Here is a 19237-nt window from a genome sequence, read left to right on the forward strand (position 1 = left end):
CACAGTATCGGTTTAACCCAGGGCCCGGATGCGCGGCACCCAGGACTCCACGCCGCGCTGGATCAGTTGCAGCGCGCTCTCGAATGCCGCACGGGGCTGGCGGTAAGGGTCTGGCACATCGAACTTCTCCAGCTCGCCCAGGCGGAACACCCGGCCGGTGGTGGCCGGATGCAGGCGCTGGATCTCCTGCCGCTGCGCGGCGTCCATCACCAGGATCAGGTCCGCGCGCCGGATCAGCACATGATTGAGTTGCTGCGCCCGGTGCCCGGAAATATCCACGCCCTGACGGCTCATCAGGTCCACCGCATGCGGATCCGCCGCGTGCCCGGACAGTGCGCCGAGGCCGGCGGAGACCACCTCGCCCTCCGGCAGCGCCTGCCTGAGCAGGCCCTGCGCCATCGGGCTGCGGCAGATATTGCCGATGCAGACCACGAGTACGGTCTTGATCATTTGACTGCGTTCGCGGTGGAGGTGAAGAAGTTGCCGCTCGGCACCAGCTGGTTGATCACGCGGCTCCAGCGCACCACGCCCGCGGCATCGACATAGACCACGTCGCGCGGCTTCAGCTCGAACGCCTCGGCCAGCGCAAACGCGACCGGCGACTTGCCGTCGAGGTGGAACACCTCGGCCTGCCCGTCGTCGGCCTTGCGAATCACGTAGAGTTCCTTGGCGTTGGCCGAATTCGGATTCAGGCCGCCGGCTTCACCGATCGCTTCGCTGAGCGTGAGCCGGCCGTTGCGCGGCATCACCGGCGTCGGCTTGACGACTTCGCCGGTGACGAAGACCTTGCTGTCCTCGCGCTGCTCCACGCGCACGATGTCGCCGTTGCGCAGCAGGATGCGCGCCGGGTCGATGCCTTGCTGCAGCAGCGCCGGCAGGCTGACGTAGTAGATCTTGCCCTCGCGCGAGATGCGGATGCGGCTGTTGTCGCCGGTCAGCACGTTGATGCCGCCGGCGCGGTTGAGCGCCTCGACCAGCGTCATCGGCACGTCGTCGATATTCTGCGGACCCGGCGTCTTCACTTCGCCGTCGAGGTAGACACGCTTGCTGCGGAACGCCAGCACGCGCACCGTGACCTGCGGCATCGTCACCACCGGCTTGAGCTGCGTGCTCAGCTGCCCGCGGATCTGGTCTGGGGTCTGGCCGAGCACCTTGAGCACGCCGGCATAGGGAAACTGGATGGTGCCGGCCGGGCTGACCACGTAGCCGGGAATGTTGGCCGCGCCGCTGTAGCTGGGGATCTCGTAGGCGGCGCCGATCGAGTAGGTCTGCGTGGGGAACACCAGCTCCGGGTGGTCCCACACCACGATCGAAAGAATGTCGCCGACGCCTACGGTATAGGGCCCGGGCTCGCCGAACAGGGCCTCGACGCCGGCGTTCGCCGGCGGCGCGGCGGCCTTCAGCGTGCGCACCAGCGCCGGCGTGATTTGCGTGACCTTGGGCACCGACTGCGGGTCCTCCGGATCCAGCGGGCGCTGCGGGTCGAAGCGCATGCCCGGCGCCAGCGCGCACGATGCCAGCAACGGAACGATCCCCAGGCACATGACGGCCCTGCCAAACCTCAAGCTGCTTGAAAGCTTTAGCACTCTCGATGATTCCCTTGTTTGCAAGAAGACCCGCATGGCCCGCCGCCACCCTGTCGCAACGCACAGCGGTGACCCCGCTGGTTCGGCATGGCACCGGGGGTGCCTGTCCGCTTGTCTGCACGGCTGCGGAACTGAACCTGGCGGTGTTGACTGGTTGTGCCCGGCGCGCTGGGCGCGCTCTTTTCTGCACTGCGTCATCCGTAAATGACCGGCGAAGTTTATGGCTCGCGGGACTACATCTTCAAGGCGCGGCCGGCGTTTTTACCAAGTTTCCGATCCCCCCATCGGAGTGGAAACGAATTCCGTCCCAACCCCTGAGGGGTACCGCGGGTGGTGCGACGCAGCACAATCGCGGGTGGCACCCCGTGCCGACTTAAGGGTGTAGGCGATTGATTCCCTGTTGCGCCTACACCCTCTTTCTTTGCCGGCGAATCAAGGCAGACATCAAGGCAGACCTCGCCGCCCTCGCACCCGAGCATTGCCGAACCTTTGAAGGGAACCACTGAAATGACAAGTCGCGTTAGCAAGGCCGTCTTCCCGGTCGCAGGCCTGGGCACCCGCTTCCTGCCGGCCACCAAGGCCAGCCCCAAGGAAATGCTGCCGGTGGTGGACAAGCCGCTGATCCAGTACGCCGTGGAAGAAGCCATGGCCGCCGGCATCACCGAGATGATCTTCGTCACCGGCCGCTCCAAGCGCGCCATCGAGGACCACTTCGACAAGGCCTTCGAACTCGAGGTGGAACTCGAAGCCAAGAACAAGCGCGCGCTGCTGGACGTGGTGCGCTCGATCAAGCCGGCCAACGTCGAATGCTTCTACGTGCGCCAGTCCGAAGCGCTGGGCCTGGGCCATGCGGTGCTGTGCGCGGCCAAGCTGGTGGGCGACGCGCCGTTCGCGGTGATGCTGGCCGACGACCTGATCGACGGCAGCCCGCCGGTGATGAAGCAGATGGTCGATGCCTACGACCACTACAACTGCTCGGTGCTGGGCGTCGAAGAGATCCTGCCAGAGCAGAGCCGCTCCTACGGCGTGGTCGAGGGCCGCGAGTGGGGCGAAGGCGTGATCAAGGTATCCGGCATCGTCGAAAAGCCCGCGCCGGAAGAAGCCCCGTCCAACCTCGGCGTGGTCGGCCGCTACATCCTGACACCACGCATCTTCGACCACCTGCGCGCACTGAAGCCCGGCGCCGGCGGCGAGTTCCAGCTGACCGACGCGATCCAGTCGCTGCTGAGCCAGGAACAGGTGCTGGCCTATCGCTACCAGGGCACGCGCTATGACTGCGGCAGCAAGCTGGGCTACCTGAAGGCGACCGTCGAATACGCGCTCAAGCACCAGGAGACCGGCGCGCAGTTCCGCCGCTACCTGGAGGAGCGCGAGCCCCAGCTGATCCACAGCCTGGCGGCCTGACGGTCCCCTGCTCCACGCCCCTGCCGAAGGGCAAGGCAATCTCAAAGCAACCACAAGGCAGCCGCCACATGATCGACTGGATCCACCTGGGCAAGGCATTTTTTCTCGGCCTGCTCGAAGGCCTGACGGAATTCCTGCCCATTTCGAGCACCGGGCACCTGATCCTGGTTGGCGACTGGATCGACTTCACCTCGCACGAGGCGCGCGTGTTCGACGTGGTGATCCAGCTCGGCGCAATCCTCGCCGTGTGCTGGCTGTACCGTGCCAAGATCACCGACCTGTGCGAGGGCGTGCTGCGGCGCGACCCCGACGCGCTGCGCTTCGCCACCGCGGTGCTGGTCGCCTTCCTGCCCGCCGCGGTCATCGGCGCGCTGCTGATCGGCCCGATCAAGCACCACCTCTTCGATCCGGCCGTGGTTGCCGCCGCCCTGATCGCGGGCGGGCTGGTCATCCTCTGGGTCGAGCGCCGCAGCGCCGTGCCGCGTATCCACGCCATCGAAGACTTCGGCTGGAAACAGGCCATCGGCATCGGCTTCGCCCAGTGCGTGGCGATGATCCCCGGCACGTCCCGCTCCGGCGCCACCATCATCGGCGGCATGCTGTCAGGCGTGTCGCGCCAGGCAGCGACCGAGTTCTCCTTCTTCCTCGCCATCCCTACCATGCTCGGCGCCGCCACCTACGACGCCATGCGGCACTACCACCTGCTCAGCCTGCAGGACATCTGGTCCATTGTTGCCGGCTTCACCGCCGCCTTTCTCTCCGCGCTGTTCGTCGTCAATGCGCTGGTGCGACTGGTGGCGCGGCATTCGCTGCGGGTGTTTGCGTGGTATCGGATCGGGCTGGGGGTGGTGATTGGGGTGGGGAGTTTGGGGTGGTCGGTTTGAGTGGGGGCACTCGCGACGAATGGCTGTACCCTTTACTACCGGTGCTCCCAAGGGTTGTCGCGCCAGGGGTATTCCGCGACACCAGTCGGCCGCTGCGCGCGCCATGATCGAGCTGCTGACTTCACCTGCGATTTCGGATACGGAGAGTCGCGAAAATGGACAATGATCAGTGCCGCCGGACAGGGACTGATGATGAAGCCGTTTCGTCACCTTACGACTCTCGCGAAAGTACCAACGCTGCCTCCGAAACAAAGGTCGTGCTTGCCCATTCGATGAATGCACGCAACCGCGGGGATGGCAGCCGGGTGCGTGCGTACACGATATTGACCGGGCGGGGCACCGGCGGAAATGGCTCCAGCAACGGAAGCAGCTTGCCGGCCGCAAAATAATCGTCCAGCCGGTAGCGTGGGGCCTGGATGATGCCGAAGCCGGCAAAGGCCGCGCCCACATAGGAATCCGCGCCGCTGACCCGCACACGCGTGGGCAGCGTGATGCGGCGGACATGCCCATCCTGTTGGAACTCCAGGGGCAGCAGCCCGCCGATAGCCGTCGATTTGAAGCCAACCATCACGTGCCCTCCTTCGAGGGCATCAATGCTGGTTGGCGTGCCATGTCGTTTGCAGTAATCCGGCGATGCCGCTGTGGCCTCGGCCAGCAGCGTCAGACGGCGCGCGATCAGGTCGCTGTCGCGCAGTTCGCCCACGCGGATGGCGCAGTCGACGCCTTCACGCACCAGATCGACATAGCGATCGCCCTCGCTGATATCCAACTCGATATCCGGATAGGCATCCAGGAACGCGGGAAGCCGGGGGAACAGCAGATTGCGCGCCAGAGTTCCATGCACTTCGATGCGCAATGGGCCACGCGGTGGCGTATCGCGGAAGGCGCCTTCGGCGTCCTCCATGTCGGCGATCAGGCGTAGGCAGCGGCCGTAGAAAACCTCGCCTTCCAGCGTGAGGGTGACCTGGCGCGTGGTCCGCTGCAGCAGGCGTACACCCAGCCGCGATTCCAGCGCCTTGATGGCATCGGTGACGGTCGCCCTCGGCAGGGATAGATCGTTGGCGGCCTGGGTGAAGCTGCGGCGCTCCGCGATCCTGGCAAAGACCCGCATGGCGTCAAAACGGTCCATTGTTCGGATTTCCGAATTATGTTGGCGGATTTTGCCAGATTATCTCCCGTTGGCGGATAGATAAGCTGTCTCCACCGCAATTCAGCGGTTCTACCGAGAGCCCCTTCATGAACACGCAAACAAACCTCCGCCCGGTTGCCATCGTCACCGGCAGCTCACGCGGCATTGGCGCCGCCATCGCCGAACGCCTGGCTACCGACGGTCACGCGGTGGTCATCAACTACGCAGGCCGGCGCGATGATGCCGAGGCGTTGGCAAGCCGCCTCACTGCCCTGGGCGGCGAAGCTATCGCCCTGCAGGCCGATGTCAGCGACCCGCACGCGGTGCAGCGACTGTTTGATGCCACCGAAGCCCGCTACGGCGGTGTCGATGTGCTGGTCAACAATGCCGGCATCATGCATCTCGCCCCTATCGCCGAGGTGGACGATGCCGTCTTTGATCGGTTGGTTGCCATCAACCTCAAGGGCACGTTCAACGGCATGCGTGAAGCGGCGCGCCGCCTGCGCGACGGCGGCCGCATCGTCAATCTCTCAACCAGCCTGGTAGGCACCAAGCTGGAAACCTACGGCGTCTACGCCGCGACGAAGGCGGCGGTGGAAACCATGACCGCCATCCTTTCCAAGGAACTGCGCGGCCGCTCGATCACCGTCAATGCGGTAGCGCCGGGCCCCACTGCTACCGATCTGTTCCTGGAAGGCAAAGCGCCTGAGCTGATCGATCGGATGTCCAGGATGAACCCGCTCGAGCGCCTTGGCACGCCAGCAGACATCGCTGCCGTCGTGTCCTTCCTCGCCAGTTCGCAGGGTGGCTGGATTAATGGCCAGGTGATCCGCGCTAACGGCGGCATGGTCTGAACCTGCATCAATACTTGGAGAATCCCGCCAAGCCATCGACGCCGACTAAAACCCCACTGCCTGCCCGTCGCGCCGCGAGTCCGAGGCCGCGATATAGCCGTCCGGCGCCTTGTAGATGAGCTGCGCCGAGCCGAACTCCAGGCTGTCGCGCAGCGCCACTTCAACGCGATGGCCCATGCCGCGCAGCGTGGAGACCACGTCCGGCGGCAGATGCGCCTCGACATTCACCACCGGGCCGTGCTCCACGCGGAAGCGCGGGGCATCGCTCATGGCCTGCGGATTCTGGCCGAAAGCGGCAAGCCGCGCCATCATCTGGACATGGCCCTGCGCCTGCATCGAGCCGCCCATCACGCCGAATGACATCACCGGCTCGCCATTGCGGGTGACGAAGCCCGGGATGATGGTGTGCATTGGCTGCTTGCCCGGCGCCACACAGTTGGAGTGGCCGGGCTTCAAATTGAAGCCCGCGCCGCGGTTATGCAGCGCGATGCCGGTGCCTGGCACTACCACGCCGGAGCCGAAGCCGCGGTAGTTGGACTGGATATACGACACCATCGAACCCGCGGCATCCGCGCTGGAAAGGTAGACAGTGCCGCCGCTCTTCGGGACGCCGGCGGTGGGTGTGCCTGCGCGCTTCATATCGATCAGCGCCGCGCGCTCGGCAAGGTAGGCCGGATCGAGGAAGGCGGAGGGAGCGTGCTGCATCGAGGCAGGGTCCGACACGTGGCGGTGCAGGTCGGCAAAGGCCAGCTTCATCGCCTCGATGCTGACGTGGTAGAAGCCAGCGCTGTCGCAGCCCATGCTTTCCACGTCGAAGCGGTCCAGGATGCCAAGGCCGATCAGCGCGGCGATGCCCTGGCCGTTCGGGGGAATTTCATGGAGCGTATAGCCGCGGAACTGCTGCGCCATCGGCTGGACCCAGGCGGCCCGATGCCCTGCCAGGTCGTCGGCGCGGATGGCGCCTCCGGTCTCCTCGGCGAACGCGACGATGCGCGCGGCGAGTTCACCCGTGTAGAAGCTCTCGCCATCGCTCTCGGCAATGCGCTGCAGCGTGGCGGCCTGCTCCGGGAAGCGCCAGCGCTCGCCCGCCTGCGGTGCCCTGCCGTCGCGCAGGAACGCCTTGGCAAAGCCAGGCTGCCCGGCCAGCACCGGCAGCTGCGCGGCCCATTGCCGTGCGATCTGCGGCGACACCAGGAAGCCCTGTTCAGCGTACTCGATGGCCGGTGCGAACAGCCGCGCGAACGGCAGCTTGCCGAAGCGGGCCGACAGCGCCTTCCAGCCCGCGACCTGGCCCGGCACGGTGACCGTATCCCAGCCAACCTGGGGCATGCTGTCGTGCCCGGCGAAATGATCCAGGGTCCAGCGCGCCGGCGCCCGGCCGCTGGAGTTGAGCCCGTACAGCTGCCCCTCATGCCAGACCAGCGCGAACATGTCCCCGCCAATGCCGTTCATGACCGGCTCCACCACGGTCAGCGCAATCGCGCTGGCAATGGCGCTGTCGATGGCATTGCCGCCTTCGTACAGCATGCGCAGCCCCGCCTGCGCGGCGAGCGGCTGGCTGGTGCTGACCGCGTTGGCGGCCAGCAGCGGCATCTTTTGCGACGGGTAGGGAAAGGTCCAGTCGAAAGGCAACATCGGGAACTCCATGTAGAACAGATGAAAGGGCGCGCTGGCGCCCCAGGGTCGCTGCACGCGGCTTATTGCAAAGTCACGCCGGACTGCTTGACCAGCTTCTCGGTGCGCGGTATCTCGGCGCTGACCATCGCGCTGAAATCGCCGACGCTGCCACCACGCGGCTCGGCGCCGGTGGCAGCCAGGCGCTCGCGGAACTCGGGGGCCTTGAGCAGCTTGTTGATCGAGACATTGAGCTTGCTGACCACGTCGGCCGGTGTGCCCTTGGGCGCGACAATGCCGTACCAGGGCGCGATATCGAAACCGGCATAGCCCTGTTCGGCGATCGTCGGGATCTCCGGCGCGTTGGGCGAGCGCTTTGCGGTGGACATGCCGAGCGCGCGCAGCTTGCCTGCCTTCACATACGGCAGGCCGGTCATGATGGTGTCGAAGTACATCGACACCTGGCCCGACAGCAGCGCCGGGATCGCTTCGCCGGCGCCCTTGTACGGCACATGGACGATATCGATGCCGGCCGCGGCCTTGAGCATCTCGCCGGCGATATGCGAGGTGGTGCCGGTACCGAACGAGGCATAGGTCAGCTTGCCCGGATTGGCCTTGGCATACGCGACCATCTCGGGCAGCGTCTTGAACGGCAGCGAGGGGTTGGACAACAGGATATTCGGCGTGACCGCGACCACTGCCACCTTCTCGAACGCATCCGGGTCATAGCTGAGCTTCTTGTACAGGAACCGGTTGGTCACCATCGACGCCGGCCCGGACATCAGCAGCGTATAGCCATCGGCCGGCGCGCGCGCGGCCACTTCGCTGCCGATCATCGCGGCGGCGCCTGGGCGGTTTTCAACCACAAAGGTCTGGCCGTATTCCTTGCCGAGGCCAAGGCCGATCTGGCGCGAGATCAGATCGGTGGCCGAGCCGGCCTGGAACGGCACGACAATACGCACCGGCTGGCTGGGCCAGTCGCGGGCGCCTTGCGCAAGTGCCAGTGAAGAGGCCGCCAGCATGGTGACTGCAAGCAGGCTGCGGATAGCAGTGGAACGCATCTTTGTACCCTCATCGATAGAAGAAATGGCATCCGCTGACAGCAACGGATGGCACTTCCTAGTCCGCAATATGCGTGCCATTGGCGTTGGGCCGATCCTGGCGCGCGTCCTGTCCGCCCCCTTCCGTTGCTGGAAGTTTGCGCAGGTCTTTGCACCGCCATCGCCCGCCTGGCACCGACATTTGCCGGACTATCTTGTCTCCACGGGGCCAGCGCACTGCGTGGGTGCGCCATGCCCCGCCCTGGTGGTGGGGTGTGCTTTACCCCATCGCTGTTATTCGACTTCCATGCAGAGGTACTTCGTCTCCAGATACTCGTCGATGCCATGGCGTGAGCCTTCGCGGCCCAGCCCCGATTGCTTGACGCCGCCGAACGGCGCCACCTCGTTGGAGATCAGCCCGGTATTGATGCCGACCATGCCGTACTCGAGCGCCTGCGCCACGCGCCAGATCTTCGCCATGTCGCGCGAGAAGAAGTAAGCGGCCAGCCCCGATTCGGTATCGTTGGCCATTGCCACCACTTCTTCATCGCTGGTGAAGCGGAACAGCGGTGCAAGCGGGCCGAAGGTCTCCTCGCGCGCGACCCGCATCGACGAAGTCGCATTGGCCAGCACCGTCGGCGCGAAAAAGGTGCCACCGAGCGCATGGCGCTGGCCGCCCGTCAGCACCGTGGCGCCGTGCGCAAGCGCGTCGGCGATATGCGCTTCGACCTTGGCCACCGCATCGGCGTCGATGAGCGGGCCTTGCGTGACCCCGCTGTCGACGCCATGGCCCGGCCGCAGCTGTTCGACCGCGCTGACCAGCCGGCGGGCGACCTCATCGTAGACGCGGTCGTGCACATAGATGCGGTTGGCGCAGACACAAGTCTGGCCGCTGTTGCGGAACTTGGAGGCAAGGATGCCCTCGACCGCGCGATCCAGGTTGGCGTCGTCGAAGATGATCAGCGGCGCGTTGCCACCCAGTTCCAGCGAAAGCTTCTTCACGGTGCCGGCGCACTGCGCCATCAGCAGCTTGCCGATCGCGGTCGAGCCGGTAAAGCTGAGCTTGCGCACCACCGGGCTGGCGCACAGCACGCCGCCGATCTGCACGGCGTCGCCGGTCACCACCTGCAGCACGCCACGCGGCACGCCGGCCTGTTCGCCCAGCACGGCCAGCGCCAGTGCCGTGAGCGGCGTCTGTTCGGCGGGCTTGACGATGATGGTGCAGCCGGCGGCGAGCGCCGGCCCGACCTTGCGCGTGATCATCGCCGCGGGGAAGTTCCACGGCGTAATGGCCGCGCACACGCCCACCGGCTCGCGCAGCACCAGCATCTTCTGGCTGCTGCGCGGGCTGGCCAGCACCTCGCCATCGACCCGCTTGGCTTCCTCGCCAAACCACTCGAGAAAGCTCGCGGCGTAGGCCACCTCGCCACGCGCCTCGGCCAGCGGCTTGCCTTGCTCGGCGGTCATCAGCCGGGCCAGGTCTTCCTGGTGTGCCAGCATCAGGTCGGCCCAGCGGCGCAGCACGGCGGCACGCGCCTTGCCCGTCTGCGCGCGCCATGCCGGCAGTGCGCGCTCGGCGGCGCGCACCGCCTGTTCGGCTTCAGCCGCGCCGGCCAGCGGCACCGAGCCAATCTGTTCCTGAGTCGCCGGGTTGAAGACGGCGAGTTCTGCGCCGCTTTGCGTTCCGGTCCATTCGCCGTCGATCAGACAATGGCTGCGCAGCAGCGCGGTATGTTGGAGTTCCATGTGTTCCCCTTATTCGGCCAGCGCCTGGGCCAGCACCGCCAACGCCGCGTCGAACTGCGCCTGCGGGATGGTGAGCGGATAGAGGAAGCGGATGACATTGCCGTAGGTGCCGCAGGTCAGCAGCACCAGGCCGGCTTCCAGCGCACGCGTCTGTATGCGCTTGGCATGCTCGGCACTGGGCTGACCCGTGGCGGGATCGCAGAATTCGGCGGCGACCATCGAACCCAGCCCCCGTACTTCGGCCATTGCGGGGCAGTGCTTGCGCTGCGCCTGCAGGTGCTCGCGCAACTGCTGGCCAAGGCTGGCGGAGCGCTCGCACAGCTTTTCTTCCTCGATGACATCGATGACCGCGTGCGCCGCCGCCACCGCCAGCGGATTGCCGGCATAGGTGCCACCGAGGCCGCCGGGCAGCGGCGCATCCATGATCGCGGCACGGCCGCTGACCGCCGACAGCGGCATGCCGCCAGCCAGGCTCTTGGCCATGGTGATCAGGTCAGGCTCAACGTCATGGTGCGACATCGCGAACATCTTGCCGGTACGGCCAAAGCCGGTCTGCACTTCATCGGCAATCAGTACGATGCCGTGCTGGTCGCACACCGCCCGCAAGCCCCGCATGAAATCGGCCGGCGCCGCCTGGAATCCGCCCTCGCCTTGCACCGGCTCAACGATGATCGCGGCCACGCGGCCCGGATCGATATCGGTCTTGAACAGGCCTTCAAGCGCCTGCAGCGCCCGCTCAGTGCTGACGCCATGCAGCGCGCTGGGGAACGGGGCGTGGTAGATGTCGGAGGGGAACGGGCCAAACCCGATCTTGTAGGGCGCCACCTTGCCGGTCAGCGCCATGCCCAGCAGCGTGCGGCCATGGAAGGCGCCAGAGAATGCGATCACGCCGGGGCGGCCGGTATGCGCACGGGCGATCTTGATGGCGTTCTCGACGGCCTCTGCGCCGGTGGTGAACAGGGCCGTCTTGTTCAGGCCCTGGATCGGCACCAGCGCGTTGATACGCTCGGCCAGCGTGACATAACCCTGGTAGGGCACGATCTGGTAGGCCGTATGCGTGAAACGCTCCAGCTGCGCGGCGATGGCCTGCATCACGCGCGGGTGGCGGTGACCCGTGTTGAGCACGGCGATGCCGGCGGCGAAGTCCGTGTAGGCACGGCCTTCCACATCCCACAGCGTGGCGTTCTCGGCGCGGTCGGCGTAGAAGTCGCACATCACGCCCACGCCGCGCGGCGTCGCGAGGGTACGGCGTTGGTTCAGTTCGAGGTTTTTCATGGTCTTTGTGCGGTAAGGACTGTCGGCACGGGCCGACTCGCGAAACGGGCACCGCTGGCAGGGGCCCGGCGATGCCAGCCATTTCAACCGGCCTTGGCCCTATAATCCAGTACCGCTTTCGCAATTCCGATGGTGCCAATTTGAAATCGATCTGCGGCGACCAGCTGCTCCAGCGCCTGGGCCCCGAAGGCACGGCGGCACTGGGCAAACCGCTCAACCGCGGCCTCTACGAATGCATCCGCGGAGCGATCCAGGACGGCAGCCTTGCGCCGGCCACGCGCCTGCCGCCACAGCGCGACCTGGCCGCCGAACTGGGGCTGTCGCGCAATACGGTGATGTTTGCCTACGACCAGCTGCTGGCCGAGGGCTACCTGTACGCGCGCACCGGCAGCGGCACCTTCGTTGCCGCCACCGCGCCGGAGCGCTACCTGAACGCGGCCGCGGTCCCGGCGACCGGGGGCCGCCCGCAGGCCATGCCCGGGCTGTCGCCGCGCGGGCAGCGGCTGCTGGCCAACGCCTCGGCCTCGCCCACGCAGTGGGGCGCATTCATGCCGGGCGTTCCCGACGTGACGCGCTTCCCGCATCGCCGCTATGCCCAGATTTCGGCCCGCCTGTGGCGCCAGCCGCAACCGGAATGGCTGAGCTACAGCCATGGCGGCGGGCTGCCGGCGCTGCGCGAAGCCCTGGCTGCGCATCTGCGGGTGGCGCGCTCGGTGCGCTGCGATCCGGACCAGGTGCTGATCACCGAAGGCATTCACCAGGCCATCGACCTGGTGGTGAGGATGCTGGGCTCGCCCGGCGACCAGGCGTGGGTGGAGGAACCCAGCTATTGGGGCATCCGCGGCGTGCTGCAGGTCAGCGATATCGGCATGGTGCCGAAGCTGGTGGACGATGAGGGCCTGACGCTGCCCGACACCGAAGCAGGCAGGGAGATGCCCGCGCCGCGCTTCATCTTCGTCACGCCCTCGCACCAGTACCCGCTTGGCGCCGTGATGAGCCTGAAGCGCCGGCGCGCGCTGCTGGAATACGCCCGCCAACGCGGCAGCTGGATCGTGGAGGACGACTACGACAGCGAGTTCCGTTTTTCCGGGCAGCCGATCCCGTCGTTGCAGGGCATGGAACCGGATGCGCCGGTGATCTATATCGGCACCTTCAGCAAGACTCTCTACCCGGGCTTGCGCATGGGCTACCTGGTGCTGCCGCGCAGCCTGGCCGGCGCCTTCCAGACCGCGCACGCCGAGCTATACCGGGCCGGCCACCTGATGACGCAGGCAACCGTCGCCGAATTCATGCAGGCGGGCGACTATGCCGCCCACATCCGCCGCATGCGGCCGCTGTATGCCAGGCGGCGCGCCATTCTGGCCGCGTTGATCGAGCGCTATCTCGGCCCCAACGCGCTGCACGAGCACGGCAGCAATGCCGGCCTGCACCTGGTGCTGCGCCTGCCCGACGATGCCGACGACGTGGCCATCACCGCTGCAGCCCGCGAGCGTGGCATCGTGGTGCGGCCCCTGTCGCGCTATTTCATCGGCGATGCCGTGCAGCGAGGCCTGCTGCTGGGGTATGCCTGCGTGCCGGAGGAAGACATCGCGCCGGCCTTCGACAGGCTGCTCGGCTGCCTGCCGCACGGCGGCATGCGCGCCTCGCAGCTTTGAACCGTGCCGAAGCGATCCTTCGGCACGCACGTCGCAATCGAGGCGGCTCCCACGTCGTCAGCCGGGTTGTCCACCTTCTCGCCGTGCAGGATGGCGAAGGCATAAACGTGCTCGCAGACATGAACCGCGGTGGCAGGCGCACCGAGTGCCTTCACCTTGTTGCACAAGGCACGCAGGTCATCAGCGGTGATTTCGTTGAGCAACCTGTTCTGGAAGGCCGCAAGGATGTCACGCTGCCGAGCAGGTCGACCATGTTGTTGCCATCGCTCCGCAGCGCAATATGAAAAAAGCCCGCATTTTCGCGGGCTTTGCGGTGCTTTCGTGTTATTTAGTGCCGGCTCATGCCGGACCCGGGATCATTCCCACTCAATCGTCGCCGGCGGCTTCCCCGACACGTCATACACGACCCGGTTCAAACCCCGAACTTCATTAATGATCCGGTTCGAGCAGCGGCCCAGCAGCGCATACGGCAAATGCGCCCAGTGCGCGGTCATGAAGTCGGTGGTCTGCACGGCGCGCAGTGCGACGACGTAGTCGTAGGTGCGGCCGTCGCCCATCACGCCGACGGACTTGACCGGCAGGAACACGGCGAAGGCCTGGCTGGTCAGGTCGTACCAGCTCTTGCCGACCTGATCGGGCTCGCACAGGCCGGCGGCGGCATCGTGTTCGGTGGCGATGGTCTTGCGCAGTTCTTCGATGAAGATGGCATCGGCGCGGCGCAGCAGGTCGGCGTAGTCGCGCTTGACTTCGCCCAGGATGCGCACGCCCAGGCCCGGGCCCGGGAACGGGTGGCGGTAGACCATTTCGGGCGGCAGGCCCAGCTCCACGCCCAGCTCGCGCACTTCGTCCTTGAACAGGTCGCGCAGCGGCTCGAGCAGCTTCAGGCCCAGCGTCTCGGGCAGGCCGCCGACATTGTGGTGGCTCTTGATGGTGGTGGCCTTCTTGGTCTTGGTGCCGCCCGACTCCACCACGTCCGGGTAGATGGTGCCCTGCGCCAGCCACTTGGCGTTGGTCAGCTTGCGCGCCTCGGCCTGGAACACCTCGACGAACTCGCGGCCGATGATCTTGCGCTTCTGCTCGGGATCGGTGACGCCGGCGAGGTGGCCGAGGAACTGCTCGGAGGCGTCGACATGGACGACCTTGGCATGCAGGCGGCCGACGAACATCTCCATCACCAGCTTGCCTTCGTCCTGGCGCAGCAGGCCGTGGTCGACGAACACGCAGGTCAGCTGGTCGCCGATGGCGCGATGGATCAGCGCCGCGGCCACCGACGAATCGACGCCGCCGGACAGGCCCAGGATGACTTCCTCATCGCCGACCTGCTCGCGGATCTTGGCGACCGCTTCCTCGATATGGTCGCGCATGACCCAGTCAGGCTTGCAGCCGGCGATCTGCAGCACGAAGCGCTCCAGCATCTGGCGGCCCTTGACCGTGTGCGTGACCTCGGGGTGGAACTGCACGGCGTAGTAGTGGCGCGTTTCGTCGGCCATGCCGGCGATCGGGCAGCTCGGCGTGGATGCCATCAGCTTGAAGCCGGGCGGCAGGCCGGTGACCTTGTCGCCATGGCTCATCCACACCTTGAGCATGCCGTGGCCTTCCGGCGTGCGGAAGTCCTCGATGTCCTTGAGCAGCTCGGTATGGCCGTGGGCGCGCATCTCGGCGTAGCCGAATTCGCGATGGTCGCTCCACTCGACCTTGCCGCCCAGCTGGACCGCCATGGTCTGCATGCCGTAGCAGATGCCCAGCACCGGCACGCCCAGGTCCCACACTGCCTGCGGCGCGCGCAGCTGGTGGTCTTCGTAGGTGCTGGCGTGGCTGCCGGACAGGATGATCGCCTTGGGGGCGAATTCGCGCACGAACGCGTCGCTGACGTCGTTCGGGTGGATTTCGCAATAGACGTGCGCCTCGCGGACGCGGCGGGCGATCAGCTGCGTGACCTGCGAGCCGAAATCAAGAATGAGGATTTTGTCGTGCATGATGGGCCGATGGCGTGTCTTCCGGGATGGGCTCGGTCACGACTTCCGTGCCGGGGCCATAGCCCGGCGGCGGCGTGATGACCGGCTCGCGCCGGTATTCTGGGGTATTCGTGGGGCGCGCCGCGGGGGCAACGCCGGGTTCCTTCCTGCTTTCCTGTTCCTGCAGCGCGCGTTCCATCTTCCGTTGCTGCTCGCGCACGCGCACGCGCTTGGCCGCCGGGATCTGCACCACGGCAAAGAACAGCAGCACCACCGCCATGGTCGGCAGCCAGATCTTGCCGGCGCCTTCCAGCGGCAGCTCCAGGAACACCATCCAGCCGATGATCAGTATCGCGCTGGCCAGGTTCACATAGCCTGCGGTGCGCGCCACCGGCACTGTCAGCTGGCCGTTGAAGGCGGCCTGCCACAGCAGCACCGACAGCCCCACCAGCGCCACGCCCAGCAGCTGCCCGAACAGCGCAGGCTGCGGCTGCGGCAGCTGCAGCGCCGCGTACAGCGTGGTGAACGGGGACATCAGCAGCAGGATGCCCAGCAGCAGGTCCACCAGGGCATCGAAAAACAGCACGGCTCGCAGCAACACCTTCATTGGCGCTCCTCGTCTTGGCCCCGGCCGGCGGTGCGGCGGGCATCAGGACAACGCCTGCATGGCGCGCGGCCAGGTTCGGATGGGATGGCGGGTCGGACGCGGGCACGCGCCGGCGCGCCCTCGCCCGGATGCCGGCGGCCGCGCACCGCCTGCAGGGACGGTGCGCGGCCGCGGGGCATCAGTCGATATGGTAGTTCGGCGCTTCCTTGGTGATCTGCACGTCGTGCACGTGCGATTCACGCATGCCGGCTGCCGTGATCTGGACGAACTGCGCGCTGTCGTGCCAGTCGGCAATCGACTTGCTGCCGCAATAGCCCATCGAGGCCCGCACACCGCCGGTCAGCTGGTGGATGATGGCCATCACCGAGCCCTTGTACGGCACGCGCCCTTCGATGCCTTCCGGCACCAGCTTGTCGACATTGGCGGTGTTGTCTTCCTGGAAGTAGCGGTCGGCCGCGCCGTCCTTCATCGCGCCCACCGAACCCATGCCGCGGTAGCTCTTGAACGAGCGGCCCTGGAACAGGAAGGTTTCGCCCGGCGCTTCCTCGGTGCCCGAGAACATGCCGCCCATCATCACGGTATGCGCGCCGGCCGCGAGGGCCTTGGCCACATCGCCCGAGTAGCGCACGCCGCCGTCGGCGATCAGCGGCACGCCGGTGCCCTTGAGCGCTTCGGCCACGTTGGAGACGGCGGTGATCTGCGGCACGCCGACGCCGGCCACGATACGCGTGGTGCAGATCGAGCCCGGGCCGATGCCGACCTTGACGCCGTCGGCGCCATGCTCGACCAGCGCGCGCGCGGCGTCGCCGGTGGCGATATTGCCGCCGACCACCTGCACCTGCGGGAAGTTCTGCTTGACCCAGCGCACGCGGTCCAGCACGCCCTGGCTGTGGCCGTGCGCCGTATCCACCACAATCACGTCGACGCCGGCCTTGACCAGCAGCTCGACGCGCTCGTCGTTGTCCGGGCCCACGCCGACCGCGGCGCCGACGCGCAGCTGGCCATGGTCGTCCTTGCTGGCGAGCGGGTTGTCCACCGCCTTCTGGATGTCCTTCACCGTGATCAGGCCGCGCAACTCGAAGGCTTGGTTCACCACCACCACGCGCTCGAGGCGGTGGCGGTTCATCAGCCGCTTGGCTTCTTCCAGCGGTGCGCCCTCGGCCACGGTCACCAGCTTGTCGCGCGGGGTCATCTTGGCGCGCACCGGGGCGTCGAGCTCTTCCTCGAAGCGCAGGTCGCGGTTGGTGATGATGCCGACCACGGCCTTGCCCTCGACCACCGGGAACCCGGAAATGCCATGCTGCTGCGACAGCGCGATCACATCGCGGATCTTCATGTCCGGCGAAATGGTGATCGGATCACGCAGCACGCCCGACTCGTAGCGCTTGACGCGCGCGACTTCGCGGGCCTGGTCGGCGGGCTTCAGGTTCTTGTGGATGATGCCGATGCCGCCGGCCTGCGCCATGGAAATCGCCAGGCGCGCTTCCGTCACGGTGTCCATCGCCGCGGACACCAGCGGGATGTTCAGTTCGATGGAGCGGGTCAGGCGGGTGCGGAGGGAAACATCCCGGGGAAGGACGGCCGAATAGGCCGGGACGAGCAGCACGTCATCGAATGTGAGTGCTTTCTGGACAAGACGCATAGCAATTCCTCTAGGCGCAAAACCGAATTATACAGGAATGCGCGATTTGCTGATGCCCGCCATCGGCCTTTCCGGGGTGCCGTCTGCTATGCTCGATGTCTTTTTATTCGGGCACGGCGAAGTATGGGAATCGGCGTATTGTGCGGGCTGCTGGCTGGCGCGTTCTGGGGCATGGTGTTCATCGCCCCCAAGCTGCTGCCCGCGTTTTCGCCGTGGGAACTGGCCATCGGCCGCTACCTGGCCTACGGGCTGGTGGCGTGCGTGGCCGCGCTGCCGCTGCTGCGGCGCATTGCGCGCAAGCTGACCCGCGCCGACTGCGTGGCGCTGCTGCGCCAGGCGTTTACCGGCAACCTGCTCTACTACGTGCTGCTGGCCTTCGGCGTGCAGCTGGCCGGGGTCGGCCCGACCTCGCTGATTATCGGCATCCTGCCGATCTCGGTCACCATCATGGGCCGGCGCGACCACGGCGCGGTGCCGCTGGCGCGGCTGCTGTGGCCGCTGCTGGTGGTGGCCGCGGGCATTGCCTGCATCAACATCGACCTGTTCGGCGGCGGCCACAGTGCGCATGCGGCGGCGGCCGGCGCGGTGGCGCGGCCGGTGTGGCAGAAGCTGGCCGGGGTCGGCTGCGCCGCCGGCGCGCTGGTCTGCTGGACGCTCTACGCGGTCGACAACGCGCGCTACCTGCAGCGCAACCCGCATTACAGCGGCAATGAATGGTCGGCGCTGTACGGGCTGTCGACCGGCGCGGTGTCCGCGGTGCTGGCGCTGGTCGGCTGGATCATCGCCGGCGACACCCTGGGCGCCGCCGACAGCGGCCGCGACTGGCAGTGGTTCTGGATGGTCAACGCCGCGGTGGCGCTGGGCGCTTCGCTGATCGGCAACAACCTGTGGAATATCGCCAGCCGGCGCCTGCCGCTGACGCTGTCGGGCCAGATGATCGTGTTCGAGACGCTGTTTGCGCTGGCCTATGGCTTTGTCTTCGACCAGCGCTGGCCGCGGCCGCTGGAAATCGCCGCGATCGTGTTGCTGATGATCGGCGTGGCCTGGTCGGTGCGCTTGCACGCCACGGACAAGTCTGCGTAGACTAGCGAACCATGGCGCGGGGGTCACACGCGCCGCATAAAAATACCAGGCATTTACCAGGGTCAGACCGGCGCTACGCACTGCCTTGCAGGCGGGGCGCCCGCGCTATCGCCGCGGTGTCCTGCCGCGGCAATCGCCATGCATGCCAGCCGGCGGCCCGTGCTTCCAGAGCCACTTTGAGACGTCCCGCCATGCAACGATCGTCCGCGCCGTGCCTGCTTGCCGCTGCCCTTGCCGCCGTTCTGGTGTTGCCTGCGCCGGCGGCCCTTGCCTACTGGCAGTGGCGCGACGCCAACGGCCACATGGTCTACAGCGACGTGCCGCCGTCCACGGCCGCGACCAGGATCTTGCGCGCCCCGGGGCGCCATGCCGGCGAGTTCCAGCCGGTGCAGGCAACCCAGCCTGCCGACGCCGCCACACCCGCGCCGGCTCCGGCCAAGGCATCGGCCAAGCCCACCGCACCGACGCCCGAAGAAGCGTTCCAGAAGCGCCGCGAAGCCAGCCTGAAAGCCGCCGCCGAAGAAGCCCGCAGGGAAACCGAGGCGGCCGAGCGCGCCGTGCGCTGCGCGCAGCTGCGCAACTACGCCACCGGACTGCAGCAGGGCATGCGCGCCGCGGTCGCCGGGCCGGATGGGTCGCTGCAGCACCTGAACAGCGAACAGCGCCAGGCGGAAATTCTCAAGACCAGCGCCAACCTGGAAAAGCACTGCAACTGAAGCCATGCAAAACGGGGCCGCCCGGGCCCCGTTTGCGTTGGCGGCAA

General features: G+C 66.9%; 16 protein-coding genes and 1 pseudogene. 6 read left to right on the plus strand and 11 right to left on the minus strand.

Going from position 1 to position 19237, the window contains the following annotated elements; translation table 11 throughout:
• Positions 1 to 12: 12 nt before the first annotated feature.
• Together A2G96_RS13770 and A2G96_RS13775 are read right to left on the minus strand one after the other, a co-directional pair.
• The gene (locus A2G96_RS13770; RefSeq protein ID WP_012352907.1) at positions 13 to 450 is read right to left on the minus strand and encodes a low molecular weight protein-tyrosine-phosphatase; all 438 of its coding nucleotides are present in this window, start codon (positions 448 to 450) and stop codon (positions 13 to 15) included.
• Positions 447 to 1586: a polysaccharide biosynthesis/export family protein gene (locus A2G96_RS13775; RefSeq protein ID WP_062800069.1), complete on the minus strand. Its 1140-nt coding sequence runs from the start codon at positions 1584 to 1586 to the stop codon at positions 447 to 449. Before A2G96_RS13775 ends, A2G96_RS13770 begins: the two co-directional genes overlap by 4 nt.
• A gap of 507 nt (positions 1587 to 2093) precedes the next feature.
• On the opposite strand from A2G96_RS13775, the gene galU reads away from it, so the two are divergent.
• Both galU and A2G96_RS13785 read left to right on the plus strand, forming a co-directional pair.
• Positions 2094 to 2990: a UTP--glucose-1-phosphate uridylyltransferase GalU gene (gene galU / locus A2G96_RS13780; protein WP_062800071.1), complete on the plus strand. Its 897-nt coding sequence runs from the start codon at positions 2094 to 2096 to the stop codon at positions 2988 to 2990.
• Between the two features lie 68 nt (positions 2991 to 3058).
• Entirely contained in the window at positions 3059 to 3874 is an 816-nt protein-coding gene (locus A2G96_RS13785) for an undecaprenyl-diphosphate phosphatase (protein WP_062800073.1), read from the plus strand.
• 211 nt (positions 3875 to 4085) lie between these two features.
• Here the strand turns inward: A2G96_RS13785 and A2G96_RS13790 are convergent, their stop codons facing one another.
• The gene (locus tag A2G96_RS13790) at positions 4086 to 5003 is read right to left on the minus strand and encodes a LysR family transcriptional regulator (protein WP_062800075.1); all 918 of its coding nucleotides are present in this window, start codon (positions 5001 to 5003) and stop codon (positions 4086 to 4088) included.
• A gap of 107 nt (positions 5004 to 5110) precedes the next feature.
• Here A2G96_RS13790 and A2G96_RS13795 point away from each other — a divergent pair, with 107 nt between their 5' ends.
• Entirely contained in the window at positions 5111 to 5857 is a 747-nt protein-coding gene (locus A2G96_RS13795) for an SDR family oxidoreductase (RefSeq protein ID WP_062800078.1), read from the plus strand.
• Between the two features lie 45 nt (positions 5858 to 5902).
• Here the strand turns inward: A2G96_RS13795 and A2G96_RS13800 are convergent, their stop codons facing one another.
• From A2G96_RS13800 to A2G96_RS13815, 4 genes are all read right to left on the minus strand, one after another.
• Entirely contained in the window at positions 5903 to 7492 is a 1590-nt protein-coding gene (locus tag A2G96_RS13800; RefSeq protein ID WP_062800080.1) for a gamma-glutamyltransferase family protein, read from the minus strand.
• A 62-nt stretch (positions 7493 to 7554) separates the two neighbouring features.
• Entirely contained in the window at positions 7555 to 8532 is a 978-nt protein-coding gene (locus A2G96_RS13805; protein ID WP_062800082.1) for a Bug family tripartite tricarboxylate transporter substrate binding protein, read from the minus strand.
• A 273-nt stretch (positions 8533 to 8805) separates the two neighbouring features.
• Positions 8806 to 10257: an NAD-dependent succinate-semialdehyde dehydrogenase gene (locus A2G96_RS13810; protein ID WP_062800084.1), complete on the minus strand. Its 1452-nt coding sequence runs from the start codon at positions 10255 to 10257 to the stop codon at positions 8806 to 8808.
• A gap of 9 nt (positions 10258 to 10266) precedes the next feature.
• Positions 10267 to 11532: a 4-aminobutyrate--2-oxoglutarate transaminase gene (locus tag A2G96_RS13815; protein ID WP_062800086.1), complete on the minus strand. Its 1266-nt coding sequence runs from the start codon at positions 11530 to 11532 to the stop codon at positions 10267 to 10269.
• Positions 11533 to 11672: 140 nt separating this feature from the next.
• On the opposite strand from A2G96_RS13815, the gene pdxR reads away from it, so the two are divergent.
• Entirely contained in the window at positions 11673 to 13187 is a 1515-nt protein-coding gene (gene pdxR, locus A2G96_RS13820; protein WP_062800088.1) for a MocR-like pyridoxine biosynthesis transcription factor PdxR, read from the plus strand.
• Positions 13188 to 13198: 11 nt separating this feature from the next.
• On the opposite strand, the pseudogene A2G96_RS34140 reads toward pdxR, so the two are convergent.
• The 4 genes and pseudogenes from A2G96_RS34140 to guaB form a co-directional block, all read right to left on the minus strand.
• A pseudogene (locus A2G96_RS34140) lies at positions 13199 to 13420 on the minus strand (tyrosine-type recombinase/integrase); the annotation flags it as partial.
• Positions 13421 to 13543: 123 nt separating this feature from the next.
• The gene (gene guaA / locus A2G96_RS13825; RefSeq protein ID WP_025584594.1) at positions 13544 to 15163 is read right to left on the minus strand and encodes a glutamine-hydrolyzing GMP synthase; all 1620 of its coding nucleotides are present in this window, start codon (positions 15161 to 15163) and stop codon (positions 13544 to 13546) included.
• Positions 15138 to 15749: a hypothetical protein gene (locus A2G96_RS13830; RefSeq protein ID WP_062800090.1), complete on the minus strand. Its 612-nt coding sequence runs from the start codon at positions 15747 to 15749 to the stop codon at positions 15138 to 15140. Before A2G96_RS13830 ends, guaA begins: the two co-directional genes overlap by 26 nt.
• 178 nt (positions 15750 to 15927) lie before the next feature.
• Positions 15928 to 17391 carry an IMP dehydrogenase gene (gene guaB, locus A2G96_RS13835; protein ID WP_062800092.1) on the minus strand — a complete coding sequence of 488 codons (1464 nt, stop codon included), beginning with the start codon at positions 17389 to 17391 and terminating at the stop codon, positions 15928 to 15930.
• Positions 17392 to 17514: 123 nt separating this feature from the next.
• Between guaB and A2G96_RS13840 the strand changes: the two genes are divergently transcribed.
• A complete protein-coding gene (locus A2G96_RS13840) occupies positions 17515 to 18474 on the plus strand; it encodes a DMT family transporter (RefSeq protein ID WP_062800094.1) in 960 nt (319 codons plus the stop codon).
• Positions 18475 to 18665: 191 nt separating this feature from the next.
• Positions 18666 to 19190, plus strand: a complete 525-nt coding sequence (locus A2G96_RS13845; RefSeq protein ID WP_062800096.1) for a DUF4124 domain-containing protein — start codon at positions 18666 to 18668, stop codon at positions 19188 to 19190.
• The last annotated feature ends 47 nt before the right edge of the window (positions 19191 to 19237 follow it).

Origin of the sequence: Cupriavidus nantongensis (assembly GCF_001598055.1) — a bacterium.
GTDB classification, from domain to species: domain Bacteria; phylum Pseudomonadota; class Gammaproteobacteria; order Burkholderiales; family Burkholderiaceae; genus Cupriavidus; species Cupriavidus nantongensis.

What these genes read in the sequence shown, in the direction of transcription:
- A2G96_RS13770 (WP_012352907.1), bottom strand. Translation starts at nt 450, where the DNA reads ATGATCAAGACCGTACTCGTGGTCTGCATCGGCAATATCTGCCGCAGC.
- galU (WP_062800071.1), top strand. Translation starts at nt 2,094, where the DNA reads ATGACAAGTCGCGTTAGCAAGGCCGTCTTCCCGGTCGCAGGCCTGGGC.
- A2G96_RS13785 (WP_062800073.1), top strand. Translation starts at nt 3,059, where the DNA reads ATGATCGACTGGATCCACCTGGGCAAGGCATTTTTTCTCGGCCTGCTC.
- A2G96_RS13790 (WP_062800075.1), bottom strand. Translation starts at nt 5,003, where the DNA reads ATGGACCGTTTTGACGCCATGCGGGTCTTTGCCAGGATCGCGGAGCGC.
- A2G96_RS13795 (WP_062800078.1), top strand. Translation starts at nt 5,111, where the DNA reads ATGAACACGCAAACAAACCTCCGCCCGGTTGCCATCGTCACCGGCAGC.
- A2G96_RS13800 (WP_062800080.1), bottom strand. Translation starts at nt 7,492, where the DNA reads ATGTTGCCTTTCGACTGGACCTTTCCCTACCCGTCGCAAAAGATGCCG.
- A2G96_RS13805 (WP_062800082.1), bottom strand. Translation starts at nt 8,532, where the DNA reads ATGCGTTCCACTGCTATCCGCAGCCTGCTTGCAGTCACCATGCTGGCG.
- A2G96_RS13810 (WP_062800084.1), bottom strand. Translation starts at nt 10,257, where the DNA reads ATGGAACTCCAACATACCGCGCTGCTGCGCAGCCATTGTCTGATCGAC.
- A2G96_RS13815 (WP_062800086.1), bottom strand. Translation starts at nt 11,532, where the DNA reads ATGAAAAACCTCGAACTGAACCAACGCCGTACCCTCGCGACGCCGCGC.
- guaA (WP_025584594.1), bottom strand. Translation starts at nt 15,163, where the DNA reads ATGCACGACAAAATCCTCATTCTTGATTTCGGCTCGCAGGTCACGCAG.
- A2G96_RS13830 (WP_062800090.1), bottom strand. Translation starts at nt 15,749, where the DNA reads ATGAAGGTGTTGCTGCGAGCCGTGCTGTTTTTCGATGCCCTGGTGGAC.
- guaB (WP_062800092.1), bottom strand. Translation starts at nt 17,391, where the DNA reads ATGCGTCTTGTCCAGAAAGCACTCACATTCGATGACGTGCTGCTCGTC.
- A2G96_RS13840 (WP_062800094.1), top strand. Translation starts at nt 17,515, where the DNA reads ATGGGAATCGGCGTATTGTGCGGGCTGCTGGCTGGCGCGTTCTGGGGC.
- A2G96_RS13845 (WP_062800096.1), top strand. Translation starts at nt 18,666, where the DNA reads ATGCAACGATCGTCCGCGCCGTGCCTGCTTGCCGCTGCCCTTGCCGCC.